Source organism: Streptomyces sp. NPDC050164 (genome assembly GCF_044459945.1).
GTDB lineage: Bacteria > Actinomycetota > Actinomycetes > Streptomycetales > Streptomycetaceae > Streptomyces > Streptomyces coeruleorubidus_A.
In genome coordinates this window covers 76,595-93,913 of sequence record NZ_JBITJK010000030.1, presented here as the reverse complement: position 1 = coordinate 93,913, position 17,319 = coordinate 76,595, and the positions used below count along the sequence as shown (strand labels likewise).

15 protein-coding genes are annotated in these 17,319 nt (G+C 72.4%); 6 read left to right on the top strand and 9 right to left on the bottom strand.

Annotation, left to right across the window (positions count from 1 at the left end; all coding sequences use genetic code 11):
* Positions 1-120: 120 nt before the first annotated feature.
* The 6 genes from ACIBNA_RS31590 to ACIBNA_RS31565 all read right to left on the bottom strand — a co-directional run bounded on the left by ACIBNA_RS31590 (position 121) and on the right by ACIBNA_RS31565 (position 5,884).
* Positions 121-1,077: an ABC transporter substrate-binding protein gene (locus ACIBNA_RS31590; protein WP_399168619.1), complete on the bottom strand. Its 957-nt coding sequence runs from the start codon at positions 1,075-1,077 to the stop codon at positions 121-123.
* 94 nt (positions 1,078-1,171) lie between these two features.
* A complete protein-coding gene (locus ACIBNA_RS31585; RefSeq protein ID WP_399168595.1) occupies positions 1,172-1,837 on the bottom strand; it encodes an ABC transporter permease in 666 nt (221 codons plus the stop codon).
* Complete coding sequence (locus ACIBNA_RS31580) at positions 1,834-2,532, bottom strand: ABC transporter permease (RefSeq protein ID WP_399168594.1); 699 nt, start codon at positions 2,530-2,532, stop codon at positions 1,834-1,836. The genes ACIBNA_RS31585 and ACIBNA_RS31580 overlap by 4 nt, the downstream gene beginning before the upstream one ends.
* Complete coding sequence (locus tag ACIBNA_RS31575; RefSeq protein WP_399168593.1) at positions 2,529-3,650, bottom strand: ABC transporter ATP-binding protein; 1,122 nt, start codon at positions 3,648-3,650, stop codon at positions 2,529-2,531. The genes ACIBNA_RS31580 and ACIBNA_RS31575 overlap by 4 nt, the downstream gene beginning before the upstream one ends.
* Positions 3,651-3,731: 81 nt before the next feature.
* Positions 3,732-5,189 carry a sensor histidine kinase gene (locus tag ACIBNA_RS31570; protein ID WP_399168592.1) on the bottom strand — a complete coding sequence of 486 codons (1,458 nt, stop codon included), beginning with the start codon at positions 5,187-5,189 and terminating at the stop codon, positions 3,732-3,734.
* Positions 5,186-5,884, bottom strand: a complete 699-nt coding sequence (locus ACIBNA_RS31565; protein WP_399168591.1) for a response regulator transcription factor — start codon at positions 5,882-5,884, stop codon at positions 5,186-5,188. Before ACIBNA_RS31565 ends, ACIBNA_RS31570 begins: the two co-directional genes overlap by 4 nt.
* 151 nt (positions 5,885-6,035) lie before the next feature.
* Between ACIBNA_RS31565 and ACIBNA_RS31560 the strand changes: the two genes are divergently transcribed.
* The 4 genes from ACIBNA_RS31560 (at position 6,036) to ACIBNA_RS31545 (ending at position 9,795) form a co-directional block, all read left to right on the top strand.
* Positions 6,036-7,376: a ferric reductase-like transmembrane domain-containing protein gene (locus ACIBNA_RS31560; RefSeq protein WP_399168590.1), complete on the top strand. Its 1,341-nt coding sequence runs from the start codon at positions 6,036-6,038 to the stop codon at positions 7,374-7,376.
* A 13-nt stretch (positions 7,377-7,389) separates the two neighbouring features.
* The gene (locus tag ACIBNA_RS31555; RefSeq protein ID WP_399168589.1) at positions 7,390-7,800 is read left to right on the top strand and encodes an FMN-binding protein; all 411 of its coding nucleotides are present in this window, start codon (positions 7,390-7,392) and stop codon (positions 7,798-7,800) included.
* A 4-nt stretch (positions 7,801-7,804) separates the two neighbouring features.
* On the top strand, positions 7,805-8,539 hold the full coding sequence (locus tag ACIBNA_RS31550) for an FAD:protein FMN transferase (protein WP_399168588.1): 735 nt from the start codon (positions 7,805-7,807) through the stop codon (positions 8,537-8,539).
* 251 nt (positions 8,540-8,790) lie between these two features.
* Positions 8,791-9,795, top strand: coding sequence for a YbhN family protein (locus tag ACIBNA_RS31545; protein WP_399168587.1), 1,005 nt, complete (start codon positions 8,791-8,793; stop codon positions 9,793-9,795).
* A gap of 60 nt (positions 9,796-9,855) precedes the next feature.
* Here the strand turns inward: ACIBNA_RS31545 and ACIBNA_RS31540 are convergent, their stop codons facing one another.
* From ACIBNA_RS31540 to ACIBNA_RS31530, 3 genes are all read right to left on the bottom strand, one after another.
* Positions 9,856-11,916 carry a beta-galactosidase gene (locus ACIBNA_RS31540; RefSeq protein ID WP_399168586.1) on the bottom strand — a complete coding sequence of 687 codons (2,061 nt, stop codon included), beginning with the start codon at positions 11,914-11,916 and terminating at the stop codon, positions 9,856-9,858.
* The gene (locus ACIBNA_RS31535; protein WP_399168585.1) at positions 11,826-12,149 is read right to left on the bottom strand and encodes a hypothetical protein; all 324 of its coding nucleotides are present in this window, start codon (positions 12,147-12,149) and stop codon (positions 11,826-11,828) included. The genes ACIBNA_RS31540 and ACIBNA_RS31535 overlap by 91 nt, the downstream gene beginning before the upstream one ends.
* Positions 12,150-12,567: 418 nt before the next feature.
* On the bottom strand, positions 12,568-13,587 hold the full coding sequence (locus tag ACIBNA_RS31530; protein WP_399168584.1) for a LacI family DNA-binding transcriptional regulator: 1,020 nt from the start codon (positions 13,585-13,587) through the stop codon (positions 12,568-12,570).
* A 158-nt stretch (positions 13,588-13,745) separates the two neighbouring features.
* On the opposite strand from ACIBNA_RS31530, the gene ACIBNA_RS31525 reads away from it, so the two are divergent.
* Both ACIBNA_RS31525 and ACIBNA_RS31520 read left to right on the top strand, forming a co-directional pair.
* Positions 13,746-13,913, top strand: coding sequence for a hypothetical protein (locus ACIBNA_RS31525; protein WP_399168583.1), 168 nt, complete (start codon positions 13,746-13,748; stop codon positions 13,911-13,913).
* Between the two features lie 316 nt (positions 13,914-14,229).
* A complete protein-coding gene (locus ACIBNA_RS31520; protein WP_399168618.1) occupies positions 14,230-17,280 on the top strand; it encodes a beta-N-acetylglucosaminidase domain-containing protein in 3,051 nt (1,016 codons plus the stop codon).
* Positions 17,281-17,319 lie beyond the last annotated feature (39 nt).

The following is a 17,319-nucleotide window of genomic DNA, read 5'->3' as shown; positions in this document are numbered from 1 at the left end:
ACCGGTGACGGTTCCGCTCCTGTGACGCCCCGCCCCCGGCCCGCGTTCGATCCCTTTCCGGTCCGGTCGAGCCTGTTATCGCATCGTGACAGGCAGCCTGGTGACAGGCAGCCGGGTCGGTCAGTCCAGACCCGCCGACTTCAGCCACGCCTTGGCCACGTCCAGCGGGTCCTTCTTCTCGAGCTGCACCTGCGCGTCCAGGTCGAGGAGCGCCTTCGTGTCGAGCTTGGCCGAGACCGCGTCGAGCGCCTCGACGCCCTCCTTGGACAGCTCGCCCTTGCGGACCAGCGGCTGCACGTTCTGGAAGCCGAAGAGGTTCTCCGGGTCCTTCAGGACGACGAACTTCTCCCGGGCGATGGTCGGGTCGGTGGTGAAGACGTCCGCGGCCTGCACGGTGTTCTCCTTCAGCGCCGTCTGGGTCAGCGGCCCGCCCGCGTCGAGGGACTTGAAGGACTTGAACTCCAGCCCGTACACCGACTTCAGGCCCACCAGGCCCTGGTGCCGGGTCTGGAACTCCGGGGAGCCGCCGAACACCAGGTCCTTGGCGACGCCCTTGAGGTCGCCGATGGAGGAGTCGGAGGTGAGCTCGTACTTCTTCGCGGTCTGAGCGTTGAGGGTCACGGAGTCCTTGTTCTGCGCGGCCGACGGCTTCAGCAGCTCCAGCTCGGAGTCGAGCTTGCCGTTGATCGCGGTCGTGGTCTCCTCGACCGTCTTCGGCTTGGCCTTGGCGTCGAGGTACGCCAGCAGGGAGCCGTTGTACTCCGGCAGCAGGGTGATGGTGCCGTTCTTCATCAGACCGTAGGTGGTCTCACGGCTGCCGATGTTGGGCTTGTAGGTGACCTTGATGCCCTTGGCCTTGAGGGCCTCGCCGTAGATGTCGGCGAGCAGGGTGCTCTCGGCGAAGTTGTTGGAGCCGACCACGACGGTGCCGCTCTGCGCTCCGCCGCCCTTGAGCGGGTCGTCGGAGGTGCCGCCGGAGGAACAGCCTCCGAGAAGAGCTACCGCCGCGGCGAGCGCGACTGCGGTCGCGCCGGGGTGCCTCGTGATGGACCGGGTGCTGCTCTCCGCCGTAGTAATCACCCATTGATCCAAGCCAGCCGCTGTTCGGTCAGTCAAGAGCACCCTGGTTACAATCGGCGTCGATCTGCGGCGAGTTGAGGCGCTCTGCCTCTCATCTCCTGCGCACCCCGGGCGACACCGCGACCCGCGCGACCGCCCAGAACAGCGCGAGCGTGACCAGCGCCAGGACGGCGACCAGGGTCGCGCCGCCCACCACCTTCTCGTAGTTGCGCTGGTAGAGGCCGTCGACGATGTACCGGCCGAGGCCGCCCAGGCTGACGTACGCGGCGATGGTCGCCGTCGACACGATCTGGATGGCCGCCGAGCGCAGGCCGCTCAGGATCAGCGGCAGGGCGACCGGCAGTTCGACCTGGAAGAGGATCCGTGACTCGTGCATGCCCATGCCGCGGGCGGCGTCCACCGGCGAGGGGTCGACGGACCGCATCGCCTCGTAGGTGGTGACCAGGATCGGCGGGACGGCGAGGACGACCAGCGGGATCATCACGGGCAGCATCCCGAACCCCAGCAGGGTCGTCATCAGCACCAGCAGGCCGAAGCTGGGCAGGGCCCGCCCGGCGGTGGCGACCAGGGACAGGGCGTTCCCGCCGCGCCCGTAGTGACCGGTGACCAGGCCGATCGGCAGTCCGATCGCGGCGGCGAGGGCGAGCGCCTCCAGGGTGTACTGCACGTGTTCCGCGAGGCGGGCCGGGATGCCGTCGTAGCCGTGCCAGTGGGCGCTGTCACTGAAGAAGGCGTTGACGAAGCTGAATACGTTCACCGGACTGCGTCCTTGAGGGCGGGAGCCTGCTCGCGGCCGGCCGTGCCGCTGGGCATCCAGGGCGTCAGCAGCACGCGCACCAGGACCAGCAGGGCGTCGACGAGGATCGCCAGGAGGGCCGTGGTGATCACGGAGTTCCAGGTCAGTTCGGGCCGGTTGTAGATCTGCGCGTCGTGGAGCAGATTGCCGAGCGCGCCCTGGTTGCCGATCAGCATGCCGACGCTGACGAGGGAGATGCTCGACACGGTCGCCACCCGCAGGCCGGCGATGATGGCCGGGACCGCGATCGGCAACTGCACCTGGAAGTACCGCCGTACGGGCCCGAAGCCCATGGCGGTGGCCGCGGACAGGGTCTCCTGCGGCACCGAGCGCACCCCGTCCACGATCGCCGGGACGAGCACCACCAGGCTGTACACGGCCAGCGGGATCATCACGGTGAGTTCGCTCTGCCCGGTGTAGTTGATGAGGACGACGAAGAACGCCAGCGACGGGATGGCGTACAGCACGGTGGTGACCCCGAGGACGGGCGGGTAGAGCCAGCGGAAGCGCACGCAGAGCTGGGCGATCGGCAGGGCGAGGAGGAGCCCGGCCGCGACCGGCAGCAGGGCCTCCCTCAGGTGCAGTCCGACCAGCCCGATCCAGCTGTGCTGGAGGTCGCTCGGGATGTCGAAGAAGTCGTGGAGGAAGTCGCTCATCCGGCGACCTTCTCGTCGTCGCGCCCTGCCGCGTGGGCGCTGCGGATCGCCTCGCCGATGGTCGCTTGCGAGACGACGCCGGTCACGCGTCCGCCGGTGTCCACGGCGACGGCCCAGCCGGTCGGCGACAGCACCGCGCAGTCGAGGGCGGCCCGCAGCGAGTCGGTGCCGGGCACGAACGGCCGCCCGTGGGACAGCAGTTCCTCCGGCCGGATGTCCCCCGCGGCCAGGTCCCGCGGCTCGCCCCAGCCGAGCGGCCGGCCGTCCGCGTCGGTCACCAGGAGGTAGGGGGCGTCGGGGGCGGCGATCTGCTCGGCGGTGGCGTCGAGCGGGATCACCGGGTCGCTCGTCAACTCGAGCCGGGCGGACGGGAAGAACGACAGGCGCCGGATGCCGCGGTCGCCGCCGAGGAAGTCCTCGACGAAGGCGTCGGCGGGGCTGGACAGCAGCTCGGCCGGGGGCGCGTACTGGGCGAGGTGGCCGCCGGTGCGCATCACCGCGACCATCGTGCCGAGCTTGATCGCCTCGTCGATGTCGTGGGTGACGAAGACGATGGTCTTGCCTAACTCGTCCTGGATTCGGAGCAGTTCGTCCTGGAGTCCCTTGCGCACGACCGGGTCGACCGCCGAGAACGGCTCGTCCATGAGCAGCACGGGCGGGTCGGCGGCGAGGGCCCGGGCCACGCCGACGCGCTGCTGCTGGCCGCCGGACAGCTGGTACGGGTAGCGCTTGGCGAGCGCGGCGTCGAGCCCCACCCGCTCCATCAGCTCCGCGGCCCGCGCCCGGGCCTTCTGCTTGCCCCAGCCGAGCATGCGGGGCACGGTCGCGATGTTGTCGACGATCGTGCGGTGCTGGAAGAGGCCGGCGTTCTGGATGACGTAACCCATGGAGCGGCGCAGGGTGGTGACGGGCTGTCGCTGGATGTCCTCGCCGTCGAGGAGGATCGTTCCCTCACTCGGTTCGACCATTCTGTTGATCATCCGCAGGGTGGTCGTCTTGCCGCAGCCCGACGGTCCGACGAGGACGGTGATCGAGCGGTCGGGTATCTCCAGCGAGAGCCGGTCGACCGCCACCGTGCCGTCCGGGTACCGCTTGGTGACTGAATCGATCCGTATCAAGACGCCGGGGCCCTTCGGGTTGGCGGAGACTTGCGGCCATGGTCGTACGGGCTGTTGCCGGTCGAGTCTAGATGGCCCGCCTCACCGGTCCCCAGGGACCACACCCTTCAGGGGCAGGCACACGGTGAACACCGTCGCTCCGGGTTCGCTGTTCAGCTCGATGCGGCCGCCGTGGGCCCGGACCAGGGAATGGGCGACCGCGAGGCCCAGGCCGCTGCCGCCGCGGTCGCGGCTGCGGGCCTTGTCGACGCGGTAGAAGCGGTCGAAGACGCGCTCGTGGTCCTCGGGCGGGATGCCGGGACCCGCGTCGGCGATCCGGACCAGAGCGGTGCCGGAGGCGACGGCGACGTCCACGGACACCGGGGTTGAGGGCGGGGTGTGCACGGCGGCGTTGGCGAGAAGGTTGTCCAGGACCTGCCGGACGCGCTGCGGGTCCAGTCGCACCTTGAGCGCCACCGGGCCGGTGGTCACCGTCAGCGGGTGGTCCGGCCGGCTGGCCCGGAAGGCGTCGGCGGCCTGCTGGACCAGCTCCACCAGGTCGGCGTCCTCCAGCCGCAGCGGCGCCTCCACCTCCGCCGCGTCCAGCCGGGCGAGCAGCAGCAGGTCGTCCAGGAGGATGCCCATCCGGGCGGCCTCGGCACGCAGCCGGGCCAGGTGCCGGTCGCGTTCCTCGGGGGCGTTGGCGGCGGCGTACTGGAAGAGGTCGGCGTAGCCGCGTACCGACATCAGCGGGGTGCGCAGCTCGTGCGAGGCGTCCGCGACGAACCGGCGCAGCCGCTGCTCGGCCTGAGCGCGCACGGCGAGGGAGTCGTCGATGTGCTCCAGCATCGTGTTGAAGGCGGTCCGCAGCTCGTCCACCTCCGGGCCGCCGTCCCGGCCGTCGGCGCGCAGCGGCAGCCGGGCCGCCGACTCGGTCAGGTCGTGCGAGGCGATGCCGTGCGCGGTGGACGCCATGTCGCTGAGCGGCTTCAGCCCGCGGCGCAGCATGCGGCGGCCGAAGACCACCAGCGCGAGCAGCGCGAGCGCGAAGGTGACGACCTGGATGGTGATCAGCTGCCCGACCGTGTCCTCGATGTCCTCCATGGGCGCGGCGCTGACCAGGACCACCCCGGGCTCGACCTCGCAGGCGCGCAGCCGGTAGGTGCCCACGCCCTTGAGGTGCTCGGTGCGCAGCAGTTCCGTGTGCGCGGCGCTCTGCGCCGAGGCCAGGGCGGTGAAGTCGTCGACGTCCTCGGGCAGGTCGGCGGGGTCCTCGGGCCTGCGGAGCTCGGGCGTGCCGTCCGAGACGTCGTACACGGCGTAGAACCAGCTGTAGTACTTCTTGCCCGAGAGCGTGCCGTAGTGCGCGATGCTCTTGGACTGGGCGATCTGGGCCTGCGCCAGCTGGGTGTCGAGCTGGGCCGACAGGTAGTCGCGCATGTACGTGGTGAGGGCCGTGCCGACGACGGCGAACACGACCAGCGACAGGGCGCCGAGGCCGAGGGCCAGCCGGGTGCCCAGGCGCATCCCTCGGTAGGCCCGCCGCAGCCGGGCTATCACTCGGAGGCCTGTCGCAGGACGTACCCGAATCCACGCACGGTGTGGATCAGCGGCGCGCCGCCGTCGTCCGTCTCGTCGAGCTTGCGGCGCAGCCGGCTGATGACCAGCTCGACGACGTTGGAGCGGCCGCCGAAGCCGTACTCCCACACGTGGTCGAGGATCTGCGCCTTGGTGAGCACGGTGGGCGACTTGCGCATCAGGTAGCGCAGCACCTCGTACTCGGTCGGGGTGAGGGACAGCAGTCTGTCGCCGCGCCGCACCTCGCGGGTGTCCTCGTCCATGGTCAGGTCGCCGACCTGGAGCACGGACCGCTGGAAGGCGGGCCCGGCGCTGCGCCGCAGGACGGTGCGCAGCCGGGCCATCAGCTCCTCCACGGCGAACGGCTTGACCAGGTAGTCGTCTCCGCCCCGGGTCAGGCCCGCGACCCGGTCGGCGACGCCGTCGCGGGCGGTGAGGAACACCACCGGCACCATCGTGCCGGAGGCGCGCAGCCGGTCCAGGACGCCGAAGCCGTCGACGCCGGGCAGCATCAGGTCGAGCACCACGATGTCCGGGTGGAACTCGGCGGCCCGCTTCAGCGCGTCCTCGCCGGAGTACGCCGTGACCGCCTCCCAGCCCTCGTAACGGGCGACGGTCGCGACGAGGTCGGCGATGGGCGGGTCGTCGTCGACGACGAGGAGTCGTACTTTTTCCACCCGCTCATAGTGCTTCACGTGCCGTGTGCCGCCATAGCCGCCCGAGCCTTCGCCGCCGGATCGATAAACACTTGAAAGTTGAGCGACAGCATTCCGACAGCCCCCCGCGACAAGCTCGGTGTCCCAGGATCCGATCAAGGAGCTGCCGATCGTGACGACCCTCCAAGAACCCCGCGCGGCGACCCGCCCGGGCGTGCGGCCCACAGTGGTGGGCCGCACCGGCTTGTACGCGCTGCTGCTCGCCAACGTGGTCGTGGTGACCGTCTTCTTCGTCCAGGCCGGTTTCGCCTCCAACACGCTGATCGTGCTGGGGCGGCTGGCGGGGCTGTACGGGGCGCTGCTCATGGCGTTCCAGCTGCTGCTGGTGGCGCGGCTGCCGTGGTTCGACCGGCGGATCGGCATGGACCGGCTGACGTCCTGGCACCGCTGGACGGGCTTCTCGGTGCTGTGGCTGCTGCTGGCGCACGCCGTGTTCATCGTCTTCGGCTACGCCCAGTCCTCGTCCCTGGACCCGGTGAACCAGCTGGTGGATCTCGCCGAGACCGTCGAGGGTGTGCTGCGCGCGATCACCGCCCTGGCGATCATCATCGCGGTCGGCGCGGTCTCGGCCCGCTACGCCCGGCGCCGACTGGCGTACGAGACCTGGCACTTCATCCACCTGTACACCTACGTCGCGGTGGTGCTGGCGTTCACGCACCAGGTCGCGGCGGGTACGACGTTCACCTCGTCGTCCGTGGCGAAGGCGTACTGGTACGCCGTGTGGGGCGTGGCCCTCGCCTCGGTGTTCCTCGGCCGCCTGGTCCTGCCACTGTGGCGCAACCTCCGCCACCAGCTGCGTGTGACGGCCGTGGTCCCCGAGAACGACGACGTGGTCTCGGTCTACGTCACGGGCCGCGACCTGGACCGGCTGCCCGCCCGGGCCGGACAGTTCTTCCTGTGGCGGTTCCTGACGAAGGACCGCTGGTGGCAGGCCAACCCGTTCTCGCTGTCCGCCGCGCCGGACGGCCGTACGCTGCGCCTGACCGCCAAGCGGGCGGGCGAGGGCAGCGCGGCCCTGCGGCACCTGAAGGTCGGCACGCGGGTGTTCGCCGAGGGCCCCTACGGCGCCTTCACCACCCTGCACCGCACCCGCCCGGACGCCCTGCTCATCGCCGGCGGCGTCGGTGTCACCCCGATCCGGGCCCTGCTGGAGGAGCTGCACGGCCACGCGGTCGTGATCTACCGGGTGGCCACGGACCAGGACGCCGTCCTCTACGACGAACTGCGCGAACTCGCGCACGCCAAGGGTGCCGAGCTGCACCTGGTGACCGGCCCTGCCGTACCGGACCGGCTGACGCCGCGGGAGCTGGCCCGCCTGGTGCCGGACATCACCGGCCGGGACGTCTACCTGTGCGGCCCGCCGCCGATGATGAACGCGGTGCTCGGCAGCCTGCGCGAGCTGGGCGTGCCCAGGACGCAGACCCACTTCGAGCGCTTCAGCCTGGCCGGATGAGGAGGAGAGATTCGTGAAGCGAGCCATACCCGTCCTCGTCCTCAGCGTCGCGGGGCTGATCCCGGTCTGGCGGTACGCGCCGTCACACGACACCGCGTCGTCGTCGGTGACCGAGGCCGCCACGCCCGCGTCGACACCGTCGGCCTCCTCGTCGGGCGGCACCACGACCACGGTCGTGTCGGGCTCGACCATCGACACCGAGAAGGGCCCGGTGCAGGTCGAGGTCACGTTCGCCGACGACAAGATCGCCTCGGTGCGGATGCTCCAGCAGCCGAACCATCCGCAGACCACGGCCGCCGTGCCCCAGCTGATCGAGGAGACGCTCCAGGCACAGAGCGCCGACATCGACACGGTGTCCGGTGCGACGATCACCAGCGACGGCTACAAGGAGTCGCTCCAGGCCGCCATCGACGCGCGGGGCTGACGGCATGCGGCGCGTCGAGCACGTCATGGGGTTCCCGGTCTCGGTACGGATCGACGACGAGGACTTCCCCGAGGCACCGGTGGACGGCCTCTTCGCCTGGCTGCGCGAGGTCGACGCGCGGTTCAGCCCGTTCCGGCCGGACAGCGAGGTGTCGCGGCTGGACCGGGGGGAGGTGCGCGACCCCAGTCCGGTGCTCCGGGAGGTCCTGGAGCTGTGCGAGGAGTACCGGATCGCGACCGGCGGCGCCTTCGACGTACGTCTGCCCGGTCGCGGCCTCGACCCCTGTGCCGTGGTGAAGGGCTGGTCGGTGCAGAAGGGAGCGGAGCTCCTGTCGGCGGCCGGTGCTCGGCGTTTCTGCCTCAACGCGGGCGGCGACGTGATCGCCTCCGGCGGCCCCTGGCGCGTCGGCGTACGCCACCCCGAACACGCCGACCGGCTCTGCGCGGTCCTGGACCTCACGGACCGGGCCGTCGCGACCTCCGCCCGCTACGAACGCGGCGACCACATCCTCGACGCCCGCACGGGCCGCCCGGCAACGGGCCTCCTCAGCATGACCGTCGTGGCCCCGACCCTGACCGAGGCAGACACGGTCGCGACAGCGGCGTTCGCCCTGGGCAGGCAGGGCGTCGAGTGGGCGGCGGCCCGCGAGAACTGCGAGGTGTTCGCGGTGGACGCGGACAGGCGAGTGCTGCGGAGTCCGGGGTTTCCGGTGGCCGGGGCGCGGTCCGCGGCGGCATAGACAGTCACCACACCACGCCCGTCCGCCTCCCGGCCCCGGGCCGCAGGCGGAGCGCCCTCACCGGTCGCCCTCCCGGACCGCTGGCCGGGTGGATCGCTCTCAAAACCGGCCGTGTCGTTCTCCCGCCCCTCTCGCTTTCGCTGTCGGACACCGGGGCGTCATACCGGCCGGGCACGTTTCCGAGGTCCCCTTGACTCGCCCTGCATCGTCCGCCCCGTCCCCGGGCGTGACGCGGAAGGACGACGTACGCCGTGTCCCAGCTTCGGCTCGAAACGCTCCCTGCCCCCGCCCCGCTCCCCACCGCACCCCGCCGCTCCTCGACCACCGCGCGGCTCGTCCGGCCGGCCCTGGCCCTGCTTCCGCTGTTGCTGGTCGGGGGGTGGGCCCTGGTCGACCGGCGGGCGGCCTACGAGGGGGCCGCGCGGCTGGCCTCGGCCGACCCCTGGTGGCTGCTCGTCGCGTTCGTCTGCACGTGTCTGACGTGGGTGGCCGCCGCCTGCGTCCGGCAGGGCGCGCTGCCGGAGCGGCTGCCGCCCGGGCTGCTGGTGGCCTCGCAGTTCGCCGCCGGTGCCGCGAACCAGGTGCTGCCGGCGGGGATCGGCGCGCACGCCGTCACCCTGCGCTTCCTTCAGCGCCGCGGCATCCCCCTGCCCCGGGCCACCGCCTCACTCGCCCTGTACTCCCTGGTCAAGCCGGTCGCCAAGACGGTGGTGCTGCTCGTGTTCCTGGTGGCGTTCCCGGACGTACTGCGCCTTGGCGCGCTCGTCCCGGACGACCGCACCCTGCTCTTCGCGGCGGGCGGCGCCCTGCTCGCGCTGGCCGCGACCGCCGTGACGCTCGTGACCGTACGGGCGCTGCGCCGCCCCGTCCTCGGCTTCCTGCGCACCGCGCTGACCGACGCCCGCGAGTTGCACACCCGGCCCGGCCGTGTGCTCGCCCTGTGGGGCGGGGCGGCAGCCACCCCGCTGCTCCAGGGCAGTGTGATCGCCACGGTCGGTTTCTCGCTCGGGCTGCCGCTGTCCTGGACGCAGGTGATCCTCGCGCTGCTGGTGGCCGGCACGGCGGTCGGGGCCGTGCCGGCGCCGGGCGGCATCGGTCCCGTGGACGCCGCGCTCGTCTTCACCATGGCCGCGTTCGGCGCCCCGGTGGCCACCGCCACGGCCACCGTCATCGGCTACCGCGTCCTGACGGTGTGGCTCCCTCTCCTGCCGGGCGCCCTCGTCCTGTCGGCCCTTGTGCACCGCAAGGTGCTCTGAAGGCACCCCAGGCGGTCAGCCGAGGCGCGATGCCGAGACCTGCCGGAAGCGGCGGTTGCTTCAGACCGGCTCCTCCCGCAGCACCTTCACGTCCCACGGCCCGAGCGGCACCAAGTCGCCGTACCCGGTCTCCGACAGCACGTCCCGCAGGGCGGTGGGCACCGGCACGGACACCTCCTCCCACGACCAGTTGTGCAGGAACCGCACGCGGCGGCCGTCCCGGGCGGTCGCCGAGGTGGCCGTGACGCTCGGGTGCGTGGGGCGCCAGGCGTCCTCCGGGGCGTACCGGTCGAACAGGGCCCGGGCGAAGACGGCGTCGGGGACGGTGCCGACGTAGGTGATGCGCCCGGCGCCGTGGCGGTGCGTGGTGGCCGCGGGCCAGCGTCCGAAGTGCGGATGCACGTACGCCGCCAGCGTCTCGGCACCCCGCGGCCGCAGCCCGTCCGCCCAGTGCAGGGCGTGCGCGTCGGCCGGGAGGGGAAGGGCGTCCGTGCCGGTGACGGGCAGCGGATCGCCCAGGTTGCTGAACTCGTCGTACGTCACCCCGGCCGCCTCGGCCAGCCGGCCCGGCTGGAGGCCGGTGCGGGCCCTGGCCTCGGTGTCGCCGTAGCCGGTGCGGGGGCCGAGCACGAGATGGCCGCCGGCCTCGGCGTAGGCGCGGAGCCGGTCCAGGACGGTGTCGTCGGCGGCGTAGTAGGCGGGGACGACCAGGAGCGGGGGCAGATCGGCGGCCTGGAGCTGCCCGGGGTACAGGACGCGCGCCTGGAGGCCGGCGTCGAAGGCACCGCGGTAGAAGGCGTCGAAGATCCTCTCGTACGACCGCCCGTCCGGGCCTCCGTCGGGGCCGGCCAGCGGCGGCTGGCCCTGGAGTGCCCACTTGCTGGGCCCGTCGTAGAGGAAGGCCACGTCGGCGTCCGGGGTGAGGGACGCGACGAGGTCACCGGCCTTCTCCAACTCCCCTCCCAGTGCCGCCAGTTCGCGGTAGACGCGGCCGGGGCGCCCGTTGTGCGGGAGGATGCCGCCCCAGTAGGTCTCGGTGCCGAAGTGCAGGGTGTGCCAGTGCCAGTACTCGATCATCGAGGCGCCGCGGGAGATCAGCGCCCAGGCCGCCTGCCGCCACTGGCCGTCGTAGGCGGGGCGGTTGTCCCACGGCCCGCTGATGGCCTGCGCGTTGGTCTCGGTGACCAGGAACGGCTCCTGGCGCGAGGAGTACATGCGGTCGGCGCTGCGGTACAGCGCCCAGGTGCCGTTGGTCGTCCAGTTCTGCCCGGCGCCGCCCGTGCCGGGCAGGGCGAGGGCGTCCTGCATCGTGTAGTACGGGTTGCCCGCGGTGACGTCGAGGCGGTCGGTGAGCCGGTCGTCCTCGACGCCCTGGCGGTCGTAGGAGATGCAGGTCGTGACGAACTGGCCGGGGCGGGCGTACTCGCGGACGATGTCCGCCTGCCAGGCGATGAACTCGGTGGTGAGCCGGGCCTGGAAGCGCCGCCACGCCAGGTCGTACTGCGGCTGGGCGTTGCCGTCCGGGGTCCACAGGTCGGCCCAGGTGGACAGCCGGTGCGACCAGTAGACCAGGCCCCACTCGCGGTTGAGGGTCCTCACGTCGCCGTACGTCTCGCGCAGTTCGTCGGTGAAGCGCTGGAAGACGCCGTGGTTGTGGAAGAGGTGGAGACCCGGTTCGTTGTCCACCTGGTAGCCGATGACCGCCGGGTGAGGGGCGTACCGTTCGACGATTTTGCGGATGACCCGCTCGGCGTGGAAGCGGAACGCCGGGTGGGTGAAGTCGACCTCCTGCCGGGCGCCCCAGCCGATGCGCTCACCGGTGCGGTGCTCCCCCGCGATCTCCGGGTACTGCCGGGCCAGCCAGGGCGGTACCGCGTACGTGGGCGTCCCGAGGATGACGGAGATGCCCCGCTCGTGGGCGCCGTCCAGGACCGGCTGGAGCCAGTCGAGGTCGAAGCGGCCGCTCGTGGGCTCCCAGGTGGACCAGACGGACTCGCCGACCCGGATCACCGAGAAGCGGGCCTCGGCCATCAGGTCGAGGTCGTCCTTGAGGCGTTCGTACGGCTGGTACTCGTGGTAGTACGCGGCACCGAACAGGACGCGTCGTGGCAGCTCGAACATGCTTCTCCTTCAGGTGGGTTGATGGCGTGCCAGCCCTTGACCGCGCCCGTGGACAGGCCCTCGAGGAGCTGTTGGCGCAGCAGCACGAAGAGGGCGACGGCGGGCAGCACGGCGAGGACGGCTCCGTCCTTCAGGCCGGGTACGGCCTCGAGGTGAGGGGTGAAGTCATACAGCAGCCGTTCGGAGATGTCGCCGCGCAGCATGCGCGGGAAGCTGCCGATCTCGAAGCCCACCAGGTCGGGTGTGCCGCGCCCGGCGACGGCCCTCGGCCTCCGGGACGCCCTTGACGAAGAACTCCTCGTAGCCCGGGTCGTGGGTCCGCAGGGAGAGGGTGACCTCGCCGGAGGTGCGGGGCGCGGCGCCGGCGCCGCCGCAGGCGGAGAGTGCGGCGGCCGGACAGAGGCCGAGGGCACCGCGCAGCAGGGCGCGGCGGGTCGGAGGGGAGGGGGGTGGTGGGGTGTACACACGTGGCTCCTCACGTGGTGCGGCTCGAGCCTGTCGCGCCCGGCGTGCGGGCAGTGCGTACGGCGGCGGTCCTGGACGGCGCACGCGGGCGGGGCGGATCCGGCCGGTGGCGGGTGGCGGGTGGCGGGGCGGCCGTACCGCCCGCGGTCGGCAGGTGTGGGCGGTCGGGGTCGGGGGCGGAAGCGGTCAGGGGGCCGGGGCGGGATGGGGCGCGGGGCCCGGATCGCGTACCGGCCCGGTGGAGGCCCGTACGGCCAACTCGACTGCCTGGCCAGCCCGTTCGGCCGAGGCGGGGCGGCCCTCGACCAGGGCGATCAGTACGTCGACGGCGCGGTCGGCGACGGCGGCGAAGTTCTGCCGGACGGTGGTCAGCGGCGGGGAGAGATAGGCGGCGGCGGGGATGTCGTCGTAGCCGACGACACTGACGTCGCCGGGGACGGCGCGGCCCGCGTCGGCGAACGCGCGCAGCGCCCCGATGGCCATGTCGTCGTTGGCGGCGAACACGGCCGTGACGCCGGAGAGTTCGGCGAGCTGCCGTCCGGCGGCGTAGCCGGAGGCCGGGCTCCAGTCGCCCGGTGACGGCAGGGGCGGTTCGGGCGCGCCGGCGGCGGCGAGGGCCTCGCGCCAGCCGCGCAGGCGGTCGCGGGCGGCCCACCAGTCCTGCGGGCCGGGCAGGTGCCAGACGGTGCGGTGGCCCAGGGAGAGCAGGTGCTCGGTGGCGATCCGGGCGGCCGCGACGCCGTCGCCGCCGACCACGGCACTCGTGCCCGGCGTCAGCTCCACGCCCTCGCCGAGGCTGACCACCGGCACGTCCGCGCTCAGTCTGAGCGGCGTGCCGTCGTCGATGGGTTCGGACAGCACGATCCCGTCCACGCCCTGTTCCAGCAACGCGTCCACGGCGGCCGAGACCTTCTGCCCTTCCAGGGTGCTGGCCAGGGCGACGGAGTACCCGGCGCGCTGCATCGCCCGCTCCAGGGCGATGAGCAGGGTCGACGGGCCGTAGAGCGAACTGCCCAGCGAGACCACGCCGATCCGGCGGTAGCGGCCGAGGAGCAGGGCGCGGGCGGCGGTGTTGGGACGGTAGTCCAGTTCACGGATGGCCCTCAGGACGCGGTCGCGCACCTCCGGGCTGACGTGCGGTTCGCCGTTGACGACCCGCGACACCGTCTTCTGCGACACCCCGGCGGCCCGCGCGACCTCGGTCATCCCGGGACCACGCCGCCGGCGCCCACCGGTGGCCGGGGGGCCTGGTTCGGCTCCCCTGGCGGACATGCGCACTCCCCGGGTCCCGACGGTCTTGGACTACGTAGTCATCATTGACCGCAGGACAGTGAGACGACCCATGACTACGTAGTCAGGCCAGTGTGGAAGTCCCCAGTGGCCGCGTCAACGGCTCGGACGGAAACACTGGCGACGAGTTCGGTGGCGAAGGCCGGCTCCTCCAGGCCCAGGCGGCCAGTTGCCCGGTGACGGTCACGCGGGAGCGGGAGACGAATGCCGGGTCGCCGGGCAGCTTCAACGCGGCGGCCTGATGGGGACCCTGGCGCGTGCGCCCGCGCGACCGGCAGCGCCACGTCGTCGCTCTGGCGGGCCGGCAGCAGCGCGTCGAGGACCACCCTGATCCTCACATGACGCCGGTCACGAGATCCGGTGGCGCCTCCCCGCCTGGCGGGGCCCACGCCCCATTGATTGTTCAATTCAGCATCTCTAGCATCACGCGGTGGCTCCAATCACCTCTTCCTCTCTGGCCCGGGCCGGTGCCCGCGGCATCCGGAAGGAGCACCCGTGTTCCCAGCCCCTCGTGTGAGACGCCCCCGGCGACTCGGACGCCTGCCCGCCGTCGCGCTGCTGCTGGCCGCCGGCCTCGCCCTCCCGCCGGCGCCGGGCGCGGTCGCCGCACCGGACCGGCCCCCGAAGACCGCCGTGCCGCAGGTGTGGCCGCAGCCGAAGAGCCTGCACGCAGGGCCGGCCCGGCTCACGGTCCCCGACCGGGTCGTGGCTGTCGTCGGCCGCGGGACCGACCCGTCGGCCCGGCGCGTCGTCGAGACCGTCCTGCGGGAGGCCGGGGCCGAGCGGATCGTGACGGTCGGCAAGCCGCCCGCGAAGCCCGGCTTCACCGTCTTCCTCGGCGGCCCGGGCGAGAGCAGCGCGACGGCCTCCGCCCTGAAGCGGCTGGGCTCCCCGTCCCCGGCCGGGCTGCCCTCCGGCGGCTACGTCCTCGCCTCGGGCCGCAAGGACGGCCGGACCCTCCTCGCCCTGTCCGGCGCCGACCGCACCGGCACCTTCTACGCCGCCCAGACCCTGCGCCAACTGGTCACCCGGACCGTGCCCGAGGTGACCGTCCGGGACTGGCCCACGGCCAGGCTGCGCGGAGTGATCGAGGGCTTCTACGGCACCCCCTGGTCACATGCCGAGCGGCTGAACCAGCTCGACTTCTACGGCCGCACCAAGCAGAACGTCTACGTCTACTCCCCCAAGGACGACCCCTACCTGCGCGCCCGGTGGCGTGAGGCGTACCCGTCCGCGGAGCTGGCACGGCTCCGGGAACTGGCCGGCCGGGCCGACGCCAACCACGTCCGCTTCACCTACGCCCTCTCCCCCGGACTGTCCGTCTGCTACTCCTCGGACGCCGACGTCGAGGCCCTCACCCGCAAGCTGGACTCGCTGTACGCGATCGGCGTGCGCTCCTTCGCGATCCCGCTGGACGACATCAGCTACACCAAGTGGAACTGCGCGGCCGACGAGCAGGAGTTCGGCACGGGCGGCGGCGCCGCCGGGGCAGCCCAGGCCCATCTGCTCAACCGGGTGTGGCGGGACTTCTCCGCGACCCACCCCGGTCTGGAACCGCTGGAGATGGTCCCCACCGAGTACTCCGACCTCGCCGACTCCCCCTACAAGAAGGCGCTGCGGGAGAAGCTGGACCCGTCCGTGGTCGTGGAGTGGACCGGCGTCGGGGTGATCGCCCCCACCATCACCGCCGACCAGGTCACCAAGGCCCGCGAGGTCTACGGCCATCCGATCCTGGTCTGGGACAACTACCCGGTGAACGACTACGTCACCAGCCGGCTGCTGCTCGGCCCCTACACCGGCCGCGAGCCCGGCGTGGCGAAGGCGGCGGCCGGGGTCACCGCCAACCCGATGGTCCAGGGCGAGGCCAGCCGGATCGCCCTGTTCACCTCCGCCGCCTACCTGTGGAACCCGGACGCCTACGACCCGAAAGCCGCCTTCCTCGCCTCCGTCCGCGACCTGGCCGGGCCGGACGCCGCCAGGTGGCTGCGGATCTTCGCCGAGAACAACCACTCGTCCCAGCTCGACGCGACCGAGTCCCCCACGCTCAGCGCGCTCATCGCCGAGTTCCGCAGGGCCTACGACGAGGACTCCGGCCTCGACCGGGCCGCCGCCGCGCTCCGGTCGTACTTCGCCGACATGGCCGCCACGCCCGGCGCGCTCCGCGCCCGCCTCGACAACCCCGGGTTCCTCGAGGAGACCTCGGCCTGGCTGGACAAGCTCGGCCGCTACGGCACCGCGGGGCAGACGGCCGTCGACCTGCTGCTGGCCGGCAAGCGGGGCGACAGCGAGGCGGTCGCCACGTACTGGAACCGGCTCCGGGCCCAGCGCAAGGAACTGGACGCGATACCCCAGCAGGTGTCCCCGGGCGTGATGGACCGGTTCCTCTACACGGCGATGACCGAGAACGCGCCCGACCCGGGCGTGGACGCCGATTTCGCGCCCGGGTCCGTCAGCCTGAAGCCGGGCGGCTCCGCCCGGGTGACTCTCTCCTTCTCCGACACCGCCGCCCGGACGGTCTCCTGGAAACTGACCGTCCCCGACGGGGTCACCGCCACGCCGGCCGAGGGCACCGCGACGGTCCCGGCCGGGGGCAGCGTGTCCGCGACCGTCACGGTCACTGCCCAGGAGGGCGCGACCGCCGGAGTGCGTCCGGTCGTGGTGGCGGGCGACGGTGTCCTCTCCCGCGCGCTGCCCGTTCAGGTCACCGACGGCACCGGCACACCGCGGGCGCTGACGGCCAACTTCAGCGGGGCGTCAGTCAGTTCGGTCGACCTGTCGTCGAGGAAGACGACGGAGATCGCCGTGGGAGCCAACCCCGGTGAGGTCGTGACGAGCGCGGACGGGCGCACCGCCTACGCGGCCAACCAGGGCTCGAACACCATCAGCGTGATCGACGTGGCGCAGGGGAAGGTCACCGCCACGGTCCCGGTCGGCAAGGTGCCCGCCGGGCTCGCGCTCACCCCGGACGGCCGCACCCTCTGGGTCGCCAACTACGGGGACGGCACGGTCCAGCCGGTGGACACGGCCGCCCTCACCACGGGCGAACCCGTCCAGGTGGGCAACGGGCCCGAGAACATGGCGATCACACCCGACGGCCGCACGCTCTACGTGCCCAACATCAAGGACAACACGGTCACCCCGGTCGACCTGGCCACCCGGAAGGCCGGTGCCGCCGTCCCCGTCGGCCCGAGTCCCTTCAACATCGTGGCCGCGCCCGACGGGAGGACGGTGTACGTGTCCGACTCCGGCGGTTCCACGGTCACTCCGATCGACACGGCCACGAACGACACCGAGCCGACGCTCCTGGTCTCCGGCCAGGCCTACGGTCTCGCCCTGTCACCGGACGGCCGGACGCTGTGGGTCAGCCCCAGCACCGGCGACACCGTCACGCCCGTCGACACGGTCACCGGCGCCCCCGGCGAGGCGGTGACGGTCGGCAGGTCCGCCTTCGACGTCGCCCTGGACTGGAACGGCGGCACGGCGTACGTGACCACCGCCGACGCGGGCGCCCTGGTCCCTGTCGACACGGCGTCCGGTGCCGTCGGGGCGCCGCTGACGACAGGTGCCTATCCGCTGGCCGTCGCGCTGACGCCCGTACCGGTGAAGTGAGTCGAGAACGGCCGGGGCCCCTGCTCGGGGGCCCCGGCC

Bases quoted from the DNA above. Each gene is read 5' to 3' on its own strand.
- ACIBNA_RS31550 (WP_399168588.1), top strand. From the start codon at position 7,805: ATGCGGCGCGTCGAGCACGTCATGGGGTTCCCGGTCTCGGTACGGATC.
- ACIBNA_RS31530 (WP_399168584.1), bottom strand. From the start codon at position 13,587: ATGACCGAGGTCGCGCGGGCCGCCGGGGTGTCGCAGAAGACGGTGTCG.
- ACIBNA_RS31580 (WP_399168594.1), bottom strand. From the start codon at position 2,532: ATGAGCGACTTCCTCCACGACTTCTTCGACATCCCGAGCGACCTCCAG.
- ACIBNA_RS31540 (WP_399168586.1), bottom strand. From the start codon at position 11,916: ATGTTCGAGCTGCCACGACGCGTCCTGTTCGGTGCCGCGTACTACCAC.